The sequence below is a fragment of the Acidovorax sp. A79 genome, assembly GCF_041154505.1.
In the GTDB taxonomy this organism is placed as follows: domain Bacteria; phylum Pseudomonadota; class Gammaproteobacteria; order Burkholderiales; family Burkholderiaceae_C; genus Acidovorax.
Window position 1 is genome coordinate 2,014,153 of sequence record NZ_AP028672.1, and the last position, 15,303, is coordinate 2,029,455.

Sequence of the window (15,303 nt, forward strand, 5' to 3'; positions counted from 1 at the left end):
AGACGGCCCGAACGCGGCAGGTTCGGGACCGGGATGGCTGAGGGCGCAGTGGGGACAGGCCCGTGGCTAATAAGAATGATTCTCATATTGTAAAGACTTGAACCTGCCCTGGTTCGTAAAGCCCTAGGCGGTGATGACCTGCTCGTCCATGGGGCTGGCCTGCAGCCGCGCCACATCGGCGGCCCGGCGCGTCAGCACCGCGCCCTGGTTGATGTAGCCCTTGTCGGTGATCTCGCCGCTGTCCGCATCGGGCGGCTGCGCCAGCACCAGGGCGCGTGTGGGGCACTGCGATGAGCCCGCGCCAGCGTCGCGCCGGGCCCGTATCACGCCCTGCAGGGCGGCGGTGAGCTTCGCGGGGTCGGCCGCGCCCGCTGCCGACGGGAACACCAGCATGCCCACTTCGTCGTGGTTGTGGCCGGTGAGCACGATGTCCTGCACCAGCGGCGCGAGCTGCGAGATCAGCTCCACGCGCAGCGTGCCCACCGACACCCAGCTGCCGCTGGAGAGCTTGAAGTCCTCGGCCACGCGCCCGTTGAAGACCACGCCACGCTCGGGCCGCTCGGGGTCCACCAGGTAGCCGGCGTCGCCGATGCGGTAGAAGCCCTCGCTGTCGAACGCGGCCGCCGTCTCGGCCGGTGCGTTGCGGTAGCCCGGAAAGACCGACACGCCCTTGACCCGCATCTCGAGCTTGCTGCCATTGGGCACGAGCTTGAGCGCCAGCCCGGGCAGCGGCGCGCCGATGCAGCCGGCCTTGTCCAGCCGCCAGTGCGCGCTGGTGACGGCGGGCGACGTCTCGGTGGAGCCCCACGATGTCGTCAGCCACAGCGGCTGCGCGGGTCGCACGCGCAGGGCCAGCGCTTCGAGCCGCTGCCAGGTGGACGGCGCGAGCGCCGCAGCCGCATAGAACGCCAGCCGCATGCGCGACAGGACCTCGGCGGCCATCTGCTCGTCCGCCTCGAGGAAGGGCAGCAGCATGTCAAAGCCGCGCGGCACGTTGAACAGCATCGTGGGCTTCACGTCGCGCAGGTTGCGCACCGTTTTCTCGATGAGCCCGGGCACGGGCCGCCCTTCGTCGATGTAGAGCGTGCCGCCGTGGCACAGCACCATGTTCAGGTTGTGGTTGCCGCCGAAGGTGTGGCTCCAGGGCAGCCAGTCCACCAGCACCGGTTTTTCGCGGGTCAGGAAGGGCCAGGTCTGGGCCATCATCTGCTGGTTGGCGCAGAGCATGCGGTGGGTGTTGATGACCACCTTGGGCCGCCCGGTGGAGCCCGATGTCAGCAGGTACTTGGCGTGGCCATCGGGCGCGATGGCGTCGAACGCCTGGCGGACGGCCGGCGTCTCCACCCCCTGCAGCAGCCGCGCAAAGGGCAGCGCGCCCGACACCTCGTCGGCGTGGCGGCTGAACACCTGCAGCGCGTCCGATGCGTACCCCGCCAGGGCCGGCGCGTACGCCCGGGCGTCGGACGCGTAGACCAGCGACGGCCCGAGGGCCGCGAGCATGCTGTGCAGCCGCGCCGGGTCCCTGGAGCGCGCGTAGGCGCTGGACAGCGAGCACGAGGCCAGGCCCACATGCATGGCCGCGAGCATGAGCACCGCATGGTCCACCGCGTTGTCCGACAGGATCGCCACGGGGCGGTCGGCCGGCAGCTTCAGGTCCAGCAGCGACTGCGCCACGGCGCCGACCGCGCGGCGCAACTCGCCGTAAGTCAGGCGGCGCCAGTGCTCACCCGTGTCATCGCGCTCGGCCAGGGCCGGCGCGTCGGGCGTCTCGCGCGCCCAGTGCTCCAGCCACTCGCCGATGCAGCGCGCATACGCGCCCAGCGGCACGGGGGACTGCAGCGTGATCGAACCGTCGTCCGCACGGGTCTGGGTGGTCAATGCCAGCGCGATCTGGGTGTCGTCGTCAAGGAATCCGGGGTGCATGGCGTGGTGTCTCTCTTGCGGTGTCTGGGTGAGGCAGGTGGTGGGAGCGCCGGGCCCATCAGGTCGGCGTGTCCAGCCCGGGGGATGCGCTCTTGGCACGCAGCAGGCCGATGAGCAGGGCATCGCGCGCCTGCGCCAGCTCTGCCTGGGTGCGCCCGCCGAGCGCCTGGTCCACGCCCTCGACCACGCGGCGCTGCAGTTCGGGCGTCATGCGCGGCGCGCCCAGGTCGTCCCACCAGCCTTCGATGGGGCCGCCCAGGTGGGCCAGCAGATGGGCCATGCCGCCGTCGCCGCCGGACAGGTGCAGGTTCATGAAAGGCCCCATCAGCGCCCACCGCAGGCCGGGGCCCTGGGCGATGGCGGTGTCGATGTCGGCCACGCTGGCCACGCCTTCATTCACCAGGTGGAACGCCTCGCGCCACAGTGCGGCCTGCAGGCGGTTGGCGATGTGGCCCTGGATCTCGCGGCGCACATGGATGGGGCGCTTGCCGATGGCGGTGTAGAAGGCCATCGCGGCGGCGATGGCGTCGGGTGACGTCTTCTCGCCCCCGCCCACCTCGACCAGCGGGATCATGTGCGGCGGGTTGAACGGGTGCCCGAGCACGATGCGTTCCGGCCGGGCGCACCGGGCCTGCATGGCCGACACCGACAGGCCCGACGAGCTGGACGCCACGATGGCGTGCGCCGGCGCGGCAGCGTCGATGCGGCGCATCAGGTCGGCCTTGGAGTCCACCCGCTCCGGCCCGTTCTCCTGCACGAAGTCCGCCTGCGCCAGCGCATCTTCCAGCCGCGGGTGAAAGCGCAGCCGCTCCAGGCTGGCATCGGGTGCCAGACCCTGCTGCTCCAGAGCGGGCCAGTGCCGGGCCACCGCATCGCGCAGCCGCTGCTCGGCGCCCTCCGCGGGGTCGGTCGCATCCACATCCAGCCCCTGCGCCAGAAAGTAGGCAGCCCAACTGGCGCCGATGACGCCGGTGGCCACCACGGCCACGCGCTTCACTGTCGAATCCATCGAAGATTTTCCTTGTCGTTGTTGCGCAGCGAGCCAGGGGAGAGTCAAGACCTGTTCAAGACTCTGCCGTGAACCCGATCTTCTTGACCAGCGGGCCCCAGCGCTCGAACTCCGCCTGCTGGGATGCCGCCATCTCGGCCTGCGTCGACCCCTTGGCGATCAGGCCCACGACGGCCAGGCTGTCGATCACGGCCTTTTCCTTGATGGCCTGGTTGATGGCCGCATTGGCGGCGGCCACCACGCTGGCCGGCGTGCGGGCGGGGGCATAGAAACCGAACCATTCCTCCGTCGTGAGCTCGGGGAAGCCCTGCTCTGCAAAGGTCGCCACTTCGGGAGAGAACGGCGAGCGTGCCTGGCCGGACGTGGCGATCAGCCGCAGCTTGCCCGCCTTGTGGTTGGGGATGAAGTCGCCGCTCGGGGTGACCATGGATGCGATCTGTCCGCCCACCACATCCGTCACACCGGGGATGGAGCCGCGGTATGGCACGTGCTTGAGGTCGACACCGTTGTTCAGCCCCAGCAGCGCGCCGATGAAGTGCGGCGTGGAGCCTGCAGCGGGCGAACCGTAGTTGGCCTGGCCCGGGTTGGCCTTGGCCCACGCCAGGTAGTCCTTCACGGTCTTGACCGAGGCCGGCACCAGGGGGCCCACGGCCAGGCCATGGTGCATGACCGCGCCGATGGACACGGGCACGAAGTCCTTGACGGGGTCGTAGCTGAGCTTGCTGTAGATGTGCGGGTAGATCGACGTGCACGAAAACGGCGAGAGCGTGAGCACGCTGCCATCCGCGGGCGCGCCCTTGAGCGACTCCAGCGCGATGCGGCCCCCCGCGCCGGGCTTGTTCTCCACCACGGCCGGATTGCGTGTGTAGGCCGAGCCCGCCAGCTTCTCGCCCACGCGCCGCGCGACGCTGTCGCCCGCGCTGCCGGCCGGAAAGCCGTAGAAAATCTTCACCTGCTCGATCGTCTGCGCCAGGGCGCTCCAGGGCGCCAGGGCCCCGAGCGCGGTGGCTGCGCCCACATGGTGCATGAATTGGCGGCGTGTTGGCATCATCATTTCTTGTCTCCTTTTTCTTTCTGGTTGCATGAACAGGGCTGTGGCGGAACGTATGCAGTGGCTCAGTGCGGCGCGAACTCGGGGCGGGGGCCGCCCACGCGCGGCAGGCCCATCAGCGCGCGGGCCTCGGCGGGCGTGGCGGGCTCCATGTCCAGCTCGCGGATCACGCGCACGATGCGCTCGGTGAGCTGCACGTTGGTGGCCAGCTCGCCGTGGCGAAAGTACAGGTTGTCCTCCAGCCCCACGCGCGCATGGCCGCCCAGCAGCAGCGCCGCGACATTGGCTTCGAGCTGCGAGGGGCCGATGCCGCTCACGCAGAACAGGCTGTTTTTGGGCAGCGTGTCCACCATCATCTGCAGGTGGCGCGGCGAGTACGGCATGGCGTTCTGGAAGGCGCGGTGCACGTTCATCACCAGGTTGATGAAATGCGGGCCGTCGTCGTGCCCCTCTTCGATGAGGGTGGTGGTGTCCTGCAGGATGTGGGTGGGGCTGAAGACCTCCCACTCGGGCTTGATGCCGCGCGCCTTCATGCCGGCGGCCAGCTCGCGGCCGCGGCTGAGCGGTGTGTCCATCAGGATCTCGCGGCCGTCGAAGCTCAGGTTGAGCGTGGTGGCATCCAGCGTGCACATCTCGGCGCCTGCGTCCATGCCCTTGATGCGCTCTTCCCAGGCGATCTCCCAGCGGTTGCCGGGCAGCGGCTTGACCATGTCGCCGTGCACGCCGCCGCCGGTGGAGTTGTTGATGACGATGTCGCAGCCCTTGGCGCGGATGCGGGTGTTGATGTCGCGGTAGATGTCGGCGTTGCAGGTGGCGCCGTCATCGGGCCTGCGCGCGTGGATGGCCACCACGCTGGCCCCGGCGTTCCAGCAGCGCTGCACGTCGTCGGCGATCTCGGCCGGCTGGGTGGGCAGGTGCGGGTTCTGAGACTTGTGCGCCATGCCCCCCGTGGGGGCGATGGTGACGATGACTTTGCGCTTTGTCATGGCGTGGACTGGTGGAAAATGCTAATGCACGCATTATTTTTTTGGGCGCTTGCATACTCAGTCATTGCGATGACATTTGGACTCAGGGTATACGAGGAACCGTGCGGCCCTGCCCGTTGGAGAACGCTTCACCATGCTGGTCAAAAAGGCGCCGCCCACGGTGGCCGACCTCCTCGCCGACTCGGCCTGGTTCCCGGTGCTGGACGCCCCGGCCCAGCAGCGCGTGCTCGATGAACTGCGCGAAGTGGATGTGCCGCAAGGCAGCGCGCTGTGCCGGCGCGGCGACGTGCCCCGGCACTGGTACGGCGCGATCGAAGGTCTGCTCAAGTGGACGGTCACGTCCGACAACGGCCGCTCCGTCACGCTGGGCGGGCTGTCGGCGGGCAGCTGGTTTGGCGAGGGTACGCTGCTGCGCGGCGTGGCGCGCACGGCAGACATCATTGCGCTGCGCCCCAGCCGGGTGGCGCTGCTGCCGGTGGAGACCTTCGAATGGCTGCACGCCACACAGCGCAGCTTCGACCACTTCCTGCTGCGCCAGATCAACGAGCGCATGCACTGGTTTCTGGGCAACTTCACGGCCCACCACCTCATGGACACCGACAGCCAGGTGGCACGCGCGCTGGCCGGGCTGTTCCACCCTTTTCTGCACCCCGGCAGCGACCCGCACCTGCAGGTCTCGCAGGAGGAGATCGCCAACCTGTCGGGCGTGTCGCGCCAGCGCTGCAACGCCGCCCTGAAGCGCCTGGAGGCCGAGGGCGTGCTGCAGATCGAATACGGCGGCATCACCGTGGTGGACCTCGGCAGCCTGCGCCGGCGGCTCGACTAGCCGTCCGCGCGCATCACACGCCCAGCAGCTGCTCCAGCGCCGCGGGCGCTGCCCGCAGGTCGGCCGACGGCGCGGCCAGCACGATGCGGCCCTTCTCCATCACCAGGGCCTGGTCGGTGTGCGAGAGCACCCGCCGCCAGTCGCGGTCCACGATCAGCGTGGCGATGCCGGTGGCCCGGATCTCGGAGATCACGCGCCAGATCTCGGTCACGATGAGCGGGGCCAGGCCCTCGGTGGCTTCGTCCAGGATCAACAGGCGCGGGTTGGTCATCAGCGCGCGGCCGATGGACAGCATCTGCTGCTCGCCGCCGGACAGTTGCTGCCCGCCGTGCGAGAGCCGCTCCGACAACCGAGGGAAGGTGGCCATCACGCGGTCGAAGGTCCAGGCGCGGCTGCCGTCCAGGCCCGCCCGCTGGCTCATGACCAAGTTCTCGCGCACCGACAGGTTGGGGAAGATGCCGCGCCCCTCGGGCACGTAGCCAATGCCCAGGCGCGCCATCTTTTCGGGGGGCCAGCCGGTGACGGTGCGGCCGTCCATCTGCACCTGGCCTTCGGGCGGGCGCAGGTAGCCCATCAGGGAGCGGATGAGCGTGGTCTTGCCCATGCCGTTGCGCCCCAGCAGGCCCACCGACGTGGCGGCGGGCACCTGCGCATCCACGCCGCGCAGCACATGGCTGTCGCCATAGCGGGCGTGCAGCCCGACCACATTCAGCATGGTGCGTTCCTTGTCATGGGGGTGGTCATCACATCAATGCCCTTCTCCGAGGTAGGCGGTGCGCACCTCGGGGTTGTTGCGGATCTCTGCCGGGCTGCCGCTGGCGATGACCGTGCCGTTGACCATGACGGTGATGCGGTCGGCGATGCGGAACACGGCGTCCATGTCGTGCTCGACCAGCAGGATCGCGTGGTGCGGTTTCAGGTCGGCCAGCAGCGCCAGCATGCGCTCGGTCTCCTCCGCGCCCATGCCGGCCAGCGGCTCGTCCAGCAGCAGCACGCGCGGCCGGGTGGCGATGCACATGGCCACCTCGAGCTGGCGCTTGGCGCCGTGGCTCAGCGCACCGGCGGTGCGCCGTGCGTCTGCCGCAAGCCCGGCCGCCTGCAGCGCCGCCGCGGCGGTGGCATTGCTGTCGGCGCAGTGGCGCGCCGCCTGCCACAAGGCCCAGGGCCGGGGCGTGGCGGCCTGCGCGGCCAGGCGGCAGTTCTCGTGCACGGTGAACTCCGGGAAGATCGTGGTGCGCTGGTAGCTGCGCCCGACGCCCGCCAGCGCGCGGCGCGCCTGCGACTGGCGGGTGATGTCCTGCCCGCCCAGGGTGATGCGCCCCTCGGACGCTTCGATCTCGCCCGACAGCATGTTGATCAGGGTGGACTTGCCCGCGCCGTTGGTGCCGATGACCGCGTGGACCTCGCCTTGGCGCAGGTCGAGCGTGACGGCATTCACCGCCACCAGGCCACCGAACCGGCGCGTGAGCCCTTGCACGGACAGCAGGGGTTGAGCGCTCATGCCTTTCCGCCCTTTCCGATGGGTTGTCCCAAACGCTGCGCCAGGCCCATCAGCCCCTGCGGCAGCACCGCGACGAACACGATGATGGTCAGGCCCAGGGTGAGCTGCCAGTGGTCTGCCAACGGCCCCATGAGGGCGTGGGTGGACAGCAGCTCCTTGAGCAGCGTGAACACCACCGCCCCGATCACCGCGCCGCGCAGATGCCCCATGCCCCCGAGGATGACCATGAGCAGCACGTCGCCCGAGGTGTGCCAGGACAGCAGCTCCGGGTTCACCACGCCATCGCGCACGGCCAGCAGGGAGCCCGCGAGCCCCGCCAGCGCCCCTGCCATCACGAAGGCCGCCAGCTTGTAGCCATAGGTGGCGAACCCCGCAGCGCGCATGCGCTGCTCGTTCACCCGGATGCCCGCCAGCGCCGCCCCGAAGCGCGACCTGCGCACCAGCGCCAGCAGGCCGTAGGTGCCCGCCAATGCTGCCAGCACCAGGTAGAAAAGAGCGTGGCGCGACTCCAGGCTGAGGCCGCCAAGCGTGGGCCGCACGTCCAGGTAGATGCCGTCGCTGTCGCCGCCCACCTTGGTGTCGTGGAACACGAAGAACGCCATCTGCGCAAAGGCCAGGGTGACCATGATGAAGTACACCCCGCGGGTGCGCAGGCTCAGGGCGCCCACGCACAGCGCGTACAGCGCAGCCGCCCCCATGGCGCCCAGCATCAGCACGATGAGGTTGCCGCCCTCCGCCCCCGAGCCCAGCACGGTGGCATAGGCGCCGATGCCGTAGAAGGCCGCATGCCCCAGGCTCACCAGCCCCGTCATGCCCACCAGCAGTTCCAGGCTGAGCGCGAAGATCGACAGGATCATGACCTTGACCAGCAGGTCGGCCCAGTAGGGGCCCAGCAGCGGCCCGGCGATGGCGGCGGCCATGGCCACGGCGGCGGGCAGCAGTGCGCGCATGCGCCAGCCGCCGCGCGGCGCAGTGGCGGTGTCCGCAGGCGCGGCGGCGGTGGTGGGGTGCACGGCGCTCATGCCTTGCGCCCCATCAGGCCTTCCGGCCGCCAGATCAGGATGCCCGCCATCAGCAGGTACACGCCCATGCCGCTGATCTCCGCGAAGAACACCTTGCCGAAGGTATCGACAAACCCCACCAGCAGCGACGCCACCAGCGCCCCGGTGATGGAGCCGATGCCCCCGATGACCACCACCACGAAGCAGATGATGAGCACGCTGGCACCCATGTTGGGGTACACCGAGGACATGGGCGCGGCGATCATCCCGGCCAGCGCCGCCAGCGCCACGCCCGCCGCGAAGACGATGCGGTACAGCCGCCGGATGTCGATGCCCAGGCCGCGCACCATGTCGCGGTTGCTGGCGCCAGCGCGCACCATCATGCCCAGGCGGGTGCGGTTGACCACCCAGTACAGCCCCACGGCCAGCACGATGCAGGCCGCCGACGCGAAAAGGCGGTACCACGGGTAGCTCATGAGTTCGCCCAGCGCGAAGCTGCCATCGAGCCACGCAGGCGCCTTGACGCCGTGCACGTCGTTGCCCACCAGCAGCGAGCGCAGTTCCTCGAACACGAGGATGAGCCCGTAGGTCATCAGCACCTGCTGCAGGTGGTCGCGCTGGTACAGGTAGCTGAAGAACGCCCACTCCAGCAGGTAGCCCAGCACCGCCGCCAGCGCGATGCCCGCGAGCAGCATGACGAGGAACTGGTCGCCGAACAGCGGCGACAGCGCGAACGCCATGTAGGCGCCGATCATGTAGAAGCTGCCGTGCGCGAGATTGATCACGCCCATGATGCCGAAGATCAGCGTCAGCCCGGATGCCACCAGAAACAGCAGCAGCCCGTACTGGACCGAGTTCAGGCACTGGACCAGGAAGGTGCCGATGTCCATGGAAGGTGTGTCCTGTGTTGACGGAGACGGTCAGCCAGCCGTTTACAGCTTGCAGCCGCGCGCGGGGTCGGCCAGCGCCTTGGCGGCCACGCCGACGACCTTGTTCTCCTTGCCGTCCACCTTGCGCAGGTAGATGTCCTGCACGGGGTTGTGGGCGCGGCTCATGGTGAAGGGGCCGCGCGGGCTGTCGATGGTGGCTTTCTGCACGGCGGCGGCGAAATCGGCCTTCTTCGCGATGTCGCCCTTCACGGCCTTCAGGCCCGTGGCCAGGATCTGGGCGGCGTCGTAGCCCTGCACCGCGTACACGTCGGGCTGCAGCTTGAAGGACTTGGCGTAGGCGGTGCGGAACGCGTTGTCGCGCGGGGTATTCAGGCCGTCGGCGTAGTGCAGGGTGGTGAGCAGGCCCTGCGCGGCATCGCCCTGCGCCTCCAGCGTGCCGTCGGTCAGAAAGCCCGAGCCGTACAGCGGCGTGACCTTGTTCAGCCCGGCGGCCGCGTAGTCCTTGACGAACTTGACCGCGCCGCCGCCCGCGAAGAATGCGAACACCACGTCGGGCTTGGTGGCCGCGATCTCGGTGAGCAGCGCCTGGAACTCCACGTTCGGGAACGGCACGGTGAGCTGCTTGACGACCTTGCCGCCTTCCTTTTCAAAGCCTTCCTTGAAGGCCTCGGTCATCTCGTCGCCGGCGGCGTACTTCCAGGTGATGGTGACGGCGGTCTTTTTCTTCTCCTGCTTCGCGGCCACGGTGCCCATGCCGTAGGACGACTGCCAGTTGGAGAACGACGAACGGAAGATGTTCTGCGCGCACAGCGCACCCGTGACCGCGTCCGCACCCGCGTTGGGCACGATGAGCAGGGTGCCACTTTGCTTGGCGGCGCGCGCCATCGCCGTGGCGACGCCCGAATGCACGGTGCCGACGATCACGTCCACGCCGTCGCGCTTGATGAGCTTGTTGACGTTGTCGGTGGCCTTGGCCGGGTCGGACTCGTCATCGACCTTGAAGAACTCGATCTCGCGGCCCGCGAGCTTGCCGCCCTGCTCGGCCACGTGCAGCCGAAAGCCGTTCTCGATGGCAACGCCCAGCGCGCTGAAGGTGCCGCTGAACGGCAGCATGAGACCCACCTTGAGCTTGTCGGTGGTCTGGGCCGTGCCTGCGGTGGCGCCGCAGGCCAGTGCCAGCGCTGCGAATGCCGTGCGTGCGTAGCGAGATGTCATGGTTGTCTCCTGGATGTTGTCGTGATGAACGCCACCGTCTCGGCGATCACGTCGCCGGGCCGGTCACGGTGGGGGGAATGCGCGCAGGCGGGCAGCTCCAGCAGCCGGGTGCCCGGCACGCGCTCGGCAATGCCGCGGATCTGCGCCAGCGTTCCGTATTCGTCGTCAAGACCCTGCACGGCCAGCACGGGCGCGCGCACGGCGGCGATGTCGGCCACGATGCTCCAGCCGCGAAAGGCGGGGTCGAGCCAGATGCGGTTCCAGCCCCAGAAGGCCGAATCGGGGTCGTCGTGGTAGCGGGCCAGCTTGCCCGGCAGGTCGGTGGTCTCGTAGGCGGCACGCGCCTGTTCGATGTTGGCGATGGTCACGTCCTCGACGAAGATGTGCGGCGCCAGCAGCACCAGGCCCGCCACGCGCTCCGGAAAGCGGGCGGCGTACAGCAGCGCGATGGAGGCGCCGTCGCTGTGGCCGAACAGCCAGGGCGCTTCGCTCACGCCCAGCGCCTGCAGCAGCGCGGGCAACACCTCCTCGGCCTGCCGGTGCATGAAGTCCACGCCCCAGCGTTCATCGGCCGCGCGCGGCGTGGAACGGCCGTAGCCGGGGCGGGAGAACACCAGGCCCCGAAAGCCGCCGTTCGCGCACAGCCGCTGCGGGAAGTCCTTCCACATCGCCAGCGAGCCCAGCCCTTCGTGCAGAAAGACCACCAGCGGCGCCTGCGTGCGCTCGGGCGCTATCCACTGGTACTCGACCTGCACGGCCTGCCCCCGCCAGGAGATACTGGCCAGAGACGCCGCGTCGCCGGAGCTCTCCGTGGCGCTCATGCCCGGGCCTCCTGCTCGCGCAGGCGAAAGCGCTGGATCTTGCCGGTGGCGGTCTTGGGCAGCTCGGGCACGAACTCGATGAAACGCGGGTACTTGTAGGGCGCCAAGCGGTCCTTGACGAAGGCCTTGAGCTCCTCTTCCGTCGCGCTCTGGCCGTCCTTGAGCACGACGAAGGCCTTGGTCTTGGTCAGGCCCTCGCCATCCTGCTTGCCGATCACGGCCACCTCCAGCACGGCGGCGTGCTGCATCAGCGTGGCCTCGACCTCGAAGGGCGACACGTAGATGCCGCTGACCTTGAGCATGTCGTCGCTGCGCCCGGCGTAGGTGTAGTAGCCGTCCGCATCGCGCACGTACTTGTCGCCGCTCTTGGTCCAGCCGCCCTGGAAGGTGTCGCGCGTCTTGTCGCGGTTGTTCCAGTACATCAGCGCGGCGCTGGGGCCCTGGATGTAGAGGTCGCCCACCTCGCCGTCCGCCACGGGGCTGCCGTCCTCGCCGCGCAGCTCGACCTCGTAGCCCGGCACGGGCTTGCCCGTGGTGCCGTAGCGGATGTCGCCCGGGCTGTTGGACAAGAAGATGTGCAGCATCTCGGTGGAGCCGATGCCGTCGATGATGTCGCAGCCGAAATGCGCCTTGAAGCGCTGGGCGATCTCGGCGGGCAGCGCCTCGCCGGCGGACGAGCACATGCGCAGCGCCACCTGGGCGCGCGCCGGCAGCCGGGGCGATGCGAGCATGCCCGCAAAGCCGGTGGGCGCACCGAAGAACACGGTGGGCCGGTGGTCCACCCAGCGCTGAAAGGTGGCATCGGGCGTGGGCCGCTCGGCCATCAGCACCACCGTGGCGCCCACCGACAGCGGGAACGTCAGCGCATTGCCCAGCCCATAGGCGAAGTAGAGCTTGGCCGCCGAGAAACACACATCGTCGCGCGTGAGGCCCAGCACGGGCTTGCCGTACAGCTCGGCCGTCCACCAGAGGTTGCCGTGGGTGTGCACCGTGCCCTTGGGCTTGCCGGTGGAGCCCGACGAATACAGCCAGAAGCCCGGGTCGTCGGGCCCGGTGGCTGCGGGCGCTGGCAGGCGCTGGGCGCTGGCAATGGCCTCGTCCAGGCCCACGGCGCCGGCCGGGAGTGCCTGCGTGGGCTGCGACACCCACAGCGCCGACACCTCATGGCCACCGCGCGCCATCGCGTCTTGCAGGACGGGCAGCAGCGCGCCCGAGACCAGCACGGCCTGCGCGCGGCTGTGGCCCAGCATGTAGGCGTAGTCGTCCGCCGTGAGCAGCGTGTTCACCGCCACGGGCACCACGCCGGCGTACAGGCAGCCCAGAAAGCACACGGGCCAGTCACTGGTGTCGTGCATGAGCATCAGCACCCGCTCTTCGCGCCGCAGGCTGGCATCCACCAGCACACCGGCCAGGCGCCGGGCGCGGTCCTGCAGGTCGCCGTAGCTCAGCATGCCGCGGTCGTCGATGTAGGCCGTGCGCTGCGCGTGGTCGCGGTTCAGGTCGAACAGGTGCTGTGCAAAGTTGAAACGCTCTGGCAGGGTGGTCATGGCGATGTCTCCGTGGTTCGCTGGCGTTTTTCTGGTGGTGCGTGCTGGCTGGCGGCTGCCGTGGTCTGCGCCTGGGCGGTCAGAGGCCGAGCGCGGCCAGCACACCGGGGCTGGCCTGCACGGCGCTGCGCTGGTGGTAGAAGCCCAGCGCCCGCAGGCCTCCCAGCTCCGCCCCGCCGCCCGCACGCCCCGGGCCGCCGTGCAGCGACATGGGCATCACGTTGCCGTGACCGGTGTGGGCCTGGGCGACGTCGGGCGTCACCACGTGCACGCGGCCATGGCTGGCTGCGAGCTGCACGGCGGCATGCCCCAGCGCGGCCTCGTCGGCCCCGTACAGCGATGCCACCAGCGACCCCTGGCCGCGCTGTGCGAGCGCTACAGCGTGGTCCACATCGCGGTAGGGCACCAGCGTGGCCACGGGGCCGAACACCTCGACCTCGTGCACCACGGCCGCCGCATCGGCGTCGTGCACACCCAGCAGCACCGGGCCGATGCAGGCGGCCACGGCGGGGTCGGCATCCACCAGCGGCTGGTGGCGGCCGTCGTGCAGGATGTCGGCGTGGGCGCACAGCTGCGCAAGCCCTTCGCGCACGGCGTGCAGCTGGGCGGTGCTGACGAGCGAGCCCATGCGCACGCCGTCGTTGCGGGGGTTGCCCACCGTCACGCCCGCGAGCTTGGCGCCGATGGCCTCGGCCGCAGCGCCGTACACGTCTGCCGGCACCAGGATGCGGCGGATGGCGGTGCATTTCTGGCCCGACTTGACCGTCATCTCGCGCACCACTTCGCGCACCAGCAGGTTGAAGGCGTCGCTGCCGGGCGCCGCATCGGGCAGCAGCAAGGCGCTGTTGAGGCTGTCGGCCTCGATGTTGGCGCGCACCGAGCGCCCGGCCACCGCAGGGTGCGCGCGGATGATGCCGGCCGTGTCCGCCGAGCCGGTGAACGAGACCACATCGAACGGCCCGAGCTGGTCCATGAGCCCGGCCGAGCTGCCTGCGATGACCGACAGCGCGCCCGCCGGCAGCACGCCCGCATTGACCACATCGCGCACCATGCGCTGCGTGAGCCAGGCCGTGGACGTGGCGGGCTTGACGATCACCGGCACGCCGGAGAGCAGCGCGGGCGCCGCCTTCTCCCACAGGCCCCAGCCCGGGAAGTTGAAGGCATTGATGAACAACGCCACGCCGCGCGTGGGCACCTGCAGGTGCTGCGACAGGAACACGGGCTCCTTGCCGAGCCTGGCGGCATCGCCATCGCGCAGCACGCGCAGGTCGCCCAGCGCGTCGCCCCATTTGGCGTACTGGCCCAGCGTGAAGATGCCGCCGTCGATGTCCACGGCGGAGTCGTTCTTGACCGTGCCGGCGTTGGCCGTGGCGATCTCGTAGTAGGCGTCGCGGTGGGTTTGCAGAACCTTGACCACGGCGCCCAGGAGAGCGGCACGCTGCCGGTAGGTCAACGCACGCAAGGCCGAGCCGCCCTGCTCGCGGGCGAACCGGAAGGCCTCGGGCAGGTCGAGCCCGGTGGCATCCACGCGCACCAGGTCATGGCCCAGCACCGGGTCCTTGAGCACGGCGCCCGGGCCCTGGCCGGTTTGCCAGCGTCCGGCGGCGTAGTTGGGGAGCAGTTCGGTCATACAGATAGAGAGATAGGCAGAAAAAAAAGCGGGTTATCGGTCATCAGCGCGCGGCGCACGAAATGGGCATGGTCCCGGCCAGCGTCGCCGTGCAAGGGCCGCCATGCCGCGCAGGCGGCATTCCGCTTGCGTGCACCGGGGGCGTCCCCCTCCCAGATTGCGGAGCAATATGAGAGAGGCGGAAGGCGCGAAGCGACTCAGGGGGGTGTTTCACTTGCTGAACTGGATTTGCCCTTCGGGCAGCAGGTAGAGCACCAGCGAGCGGCCCTGCGCCACGGTGGGGCGGTGGGCACTGCCGGGCGGGTACACGCACCAGCCGGCGGGATGCCCGTCGAAGGTGGCGTCGCCCTCCAGCGGCATGATCAGGTCGATCTCGCCCAGCGGATGGGTATGGTGCGGGCCGGCGATGTCCTGCATGTCCACCACATCCACCGAGAAGCGGTGCAGCGCGTCGTCTGCCTTGAAGACGCGGCCGTAGCGGATGCCGCCGCCCTCGCGCTCGCAGAGCCAGCCCTGCGCCACGCCGGCCAGGCACCCCGCCTTGAGCTGCTGGTAGGCCGCGCTGGCGGGCCCGTGGGTCTGGTTGAGCCAGGCCTGCAGGTCGCCGTCCAGGGCACGGCCCGCGATCTGGCCCGTCAATGCGGACAGGGCTTCATGAAATGCTGCTTTATCGGACATGGCGACTCGTGGGTGGCTGGGACAATGGAGTGCAGCGTGCACAAGGCTTGATATGTGTTCTTGTGGGATGGAGAAATGTGCAGTATCTTGCCTGCACACGAACAATAGTTAATGCTTGATGCAGTGTCAAGCATTATAGTGCATGTATAGTGTTTTCCCCTAGCGGCGGCCGAACGCCTTCAAAAGCGTTTGAAGCCCGGGGCACGCACCGCAAAATGCCACGCC

At 69.3% G+C, this 15,303-nt stretch carries 14 protein-coding genes; 1 reads left to right on the forward strand and 13 read right to left on the reverse strand.

Translation table 11 applies throughout. The annotated features are described in order from the left end of the window. Window positions 1–123 precede the first annotated feature (123 nt). The 4 genes from ACAM51_RS09205 to ACAM51_RS09220 all read right to left on the reverse strand — a co-directional run bounded on the left by ACAM51_RS09205 (window position 124) and on the right by ACAM51_RS09220 (window position 4,969). Window positions 124–1,923 carry a feruloyl-CoA synthase gene (locus tag ACAM51_RS09205; protein WP_369643360.1) on the reverse strand — a complete coding sequence of 600 codons (1,800 nt, stop codon included), beginning with the start codon at window positions 1,921–1,923 and terminating at the stop codon, window positions 124–126. Window positions 1,924–1,981: 58 nt separating this feature from the next. Next, window positions 1,982–2,932 (reverse strand): 3-hydroxyacyl-CoA dehydrogenase NAD-binding domain-containing protein, encoded by a 951-nt coding sequence (locus tag ACAM51_RS09210; RefSeq protein ID WP_369643361.1) that lies wholly within the window; start codon window positions 2,930–2,932, stop codon window positions 1,982–1,984. 55 nt (window positions 2,933–2,987) lie between these two features. Continuing rightward, window positions 2,988–3,980 (reverse strand): Bug family tripartite tricarboxylate transporter substrate binding protein, encoded by a 993-nt coding sequence (locus tag ACAM51_RS09215; protein WP_369643796.1) that lies wholly within the window; start codon window positions 3,978–3,980, stop codon window positions 2,988–2,990. A gap of 68 nt (window positions 3,981–4,048) precedes the next feature. After that, complete coding sequence (locus ACAM51_RS09220; protein WP_369643362.1) at window positions 4,049–4,969, reverse strand: 3-keto-5-aminohexanoate cleavage protein; 921 nt, start codon at window positions 4,967–4,969, stop codon at window positions 4,049–4,051. 133 nt (window positions 4,970–5,102) lie between these two features. On the opposite strand from ACAM51_RS09220, the gene ACAM51_RS09225 reads away from it, so the two are divergent. Continuing rightward, on the forward strand, window positions 5,103–5,795 hold the full coding sequence (locus ACAM51_RS09225; RefSeq protein WP_218296124.1) for a Crp/Fnr family transcriptional regulator: 693 nt from the start codon (window positions 5,103–5,105) through the stop codon (window positions 5,793–5,795). A 13-nt stretch (window positions 5,796–5,808) separates the two neighbouring features. Here ACAM51_RS09225 and ACAM51_RS09230 read toward each other — a convergent pair whose 3' ends face one another. From ACAM51_RS09230 to ACAM51_RS09270, 9 genes are all read right to left on the reverse strand, one after another. Next, on the reverse strand, window positions 5,809–6,510 hold the full coding sequence (locus ACAM51_RS09230; protein WP_369643363.1) for an ABC transporter ATP-binding protein: 702 nt from the start codon (window positions 6,508–6,510) through the stop codon (window positions 5,809–5,811). A gap of 33 nt (window positions 6,511–6,543) precedes the next feature. Beyond that, window positions 6,544–7,296, reverse strand: coding sequence for an ABC transporter ATP-binding protein (locus tag ACAM51_RS09235; protein WP_369643364.1), 753 nt, complete (start codon window positions 7,294–7,296; stop codon window positions 6,544–6,546). Next, on the reverse strand, window positions 7,293–8,216 hold the full coding sequence (locus ACAM51_RS09240; protein WP_369643797.1) for a branched-chain amino acid ABC transporter permease: 924 nt from the start codon (window positions 8,214–8,216) through the stop codon (window positions 7,293–7,295). Before ACAM51_RS09240 ends, ACAM51_RS09235 begins: the two co-directional genes overlap by 4 nt. A 98-nt stretch (window positions 8,217–8,314) precedes the next feature. After that, on the reverse strand, window positions 8,315–9,187 hold the full coding sequence (locus ACAM51_RS09245; RefSeq protein WP_218339737.1) for a branched-chain amino acid ABC transporter permease: 873 nt from the start codon (window positions 9,185–9,187) through the stop codon (window positions 8,315–8,317). Between the two features lie 42 nt (window positions 9,188–9,229). Continuing rightward, window positions 9,230–10,402, reverse strand: coding sequence for an ABC transporter substrate-binding protein (locus ACAM51_RS09250; RefSeq protein WP_218296128.1), 1,173 nt, complete (start codon window positions 10,400–10,402; stop codon window positions 9,230–9,232). Next, window positions 10,399–11,223, reverse strand: coding sequence for an alpha/beta fold hydrolase (locus tag ACAM51_RS09255; protein ID WP_369643365.1), 825 nt, complete (start codon window positions 11,221–11,223; stop codon window positions 10,399–10,401). The genes ACAM51_RS09250 and ACAM51_RS09255 overlap by 4 nt, the downstream gene beginning before the upstream one ends. After that, the gene (locus ACAM51_RS09260; RefSeq protein ID WP_369643366.1) at window positions 11,220–12,770 is read right to left on the reverse strand and encodes a benzoate-CoA ligase family protein; all 1,551 of its coding nucleotides are present in this window, start codon (window positions 12,768–12,770) and stop codon (window positions 11,220–11,222) included. Before ACAM51_RS09260 ends, ACAM51_RS09255 begins: the two co-directional genes overlap by 4 nt. A 79-nt stretch (window positions 12,771–12,849) precedes the next feature. Next, complete coding sequence (locus ACAM51_RS09265) at window positions 12,850–14,400, reverse strand: 3,4-dehydroadipyl-CoA semialdehyde dehydrogenase (protein ID WP_369643367.1); 1,551 nt, start codon at window positions 14,398–14,400, stop codon at window positions 12,850–12,852. Between the two features lie 210 nt (window positions 14,401–14,610). Beyond that, on the reverse strand, window positions 14,611–15,078 hold the full coding sequence (locus ACAM51_RS09270; RefSeq protein WP_218296132.1) for a DUF4863 family protein: 468 nt from the start codon (window positions 15,076–15,078) through the stop codon (window positions 14,611–14,613). Window positions 15,079–15,303: the final 225 nt, after the last annotated feature.

Excerpts from the sequence above, each read along its gene's own strand:
- ACAM51_RS09205 (WP_369643360.1), bottom strand. The coding sequence starts at position 1,923 with ATGCACCCCGGATTCCTTGACGACGACACCCAGATCGCGCTGGCATTG.
- ACAM51_RS09210 (WP_369643361.1), bottom strand. The coding sequence starts at position 2,932 with ATGGATTCGACAGTGAAGCGCGTGGCCGTGGTGGCCACCGGCGTCATC.
- ACAM51_RS09215 (WP_369643796.1), bottom strand. The coding sequence starts at position 3,980 with ATGCCAACACGCCGCCAATTCATGCACCATGTGGGCGCAGCCACCGCG.
- ACAM51_RS09220 (WP_369643362.1), bottom strand. The coding sequence starts at position 4,969 with ATGACAAAGCGCAAAGTCATCGTCACCATCGCCCCCACGGGGGGCATG.
- ACAM51_RS09225 (WP_218296124.1), top strand. The coding sequence starts at position 5,103 with ATGCTGGTCAAAAAGGCGCCGCCCACGGTGGCCGACCTCCTCGCCGAC.
- ACAM51_RS09230 (WP_369643363.1), bottom strand. The coding sequence starts at position 6,510 with ATGCTGAATGTGGTCGGGCTGCACGCCCGCTATGGCGACAGCCATGTG.
- ACAM51_RS09235 (WP_369643364.1), bottom strand. The coding sequence starts at position 7,296 with ATGAGCGCTCAACCCCTGCTGTCCGTGCAAGGGCTCACGCGCCGGTTC.
- ACAM51_RS09240 (WP_369643797.1), bottom strand. The coding sequence starts at position 8,216 with ATGGCCGCCGCCATCGCCGGGCCGCTGCTGGGCCCCTACTGGGCCGAC.
- ACAM51_RS09245 (WP_218339737.1), bottom strand. The coding sequence starts at position 9,187 with ATGGACATCGGCACCTTCCTGGTCCAGTGCCTGAACTCGGTCCAGTAC.
- ACAM51_RS09250 (WP_218296128.1), bottom strand. The coding sequence starts at position 10,402 with ATGACATCTCGCTACGCACGCACGGCATTCGCAGCGCTGGCACTGGCC.
- ACAM51_RS09255 (WP_369643365.1), bottom strand. The coding sequence starts at position 11,223 with ATGAGCGCCACGGAGAGCTCCGGCGACGCGGCGTCTCTGGCCAGTATC.
- ACAM51_RS09260 (WP_369643366.1), bottom strand. The coding sequence starts at position 12,770 with ATGACCACCCTGCCAGAGCGTTTCAACTTTGCACAGCACCTGTTCGAC.
- ACAM51_RS09265 (WP_369643367.1), bottom strand. The coding sequence starts at position 14,400 with ATGACCGAACTGCTCCCCAACTACGCCGCCGGACGCTGGCAAACCGGC.
- ACAM51_RS09270 (WP_218296132.1), bottom strand. The coding sequence starts at position 15,078 with ATGTCCGATAAAGCAGCATTTCATGAAGCCCTGTCCGCATTGACGGGC.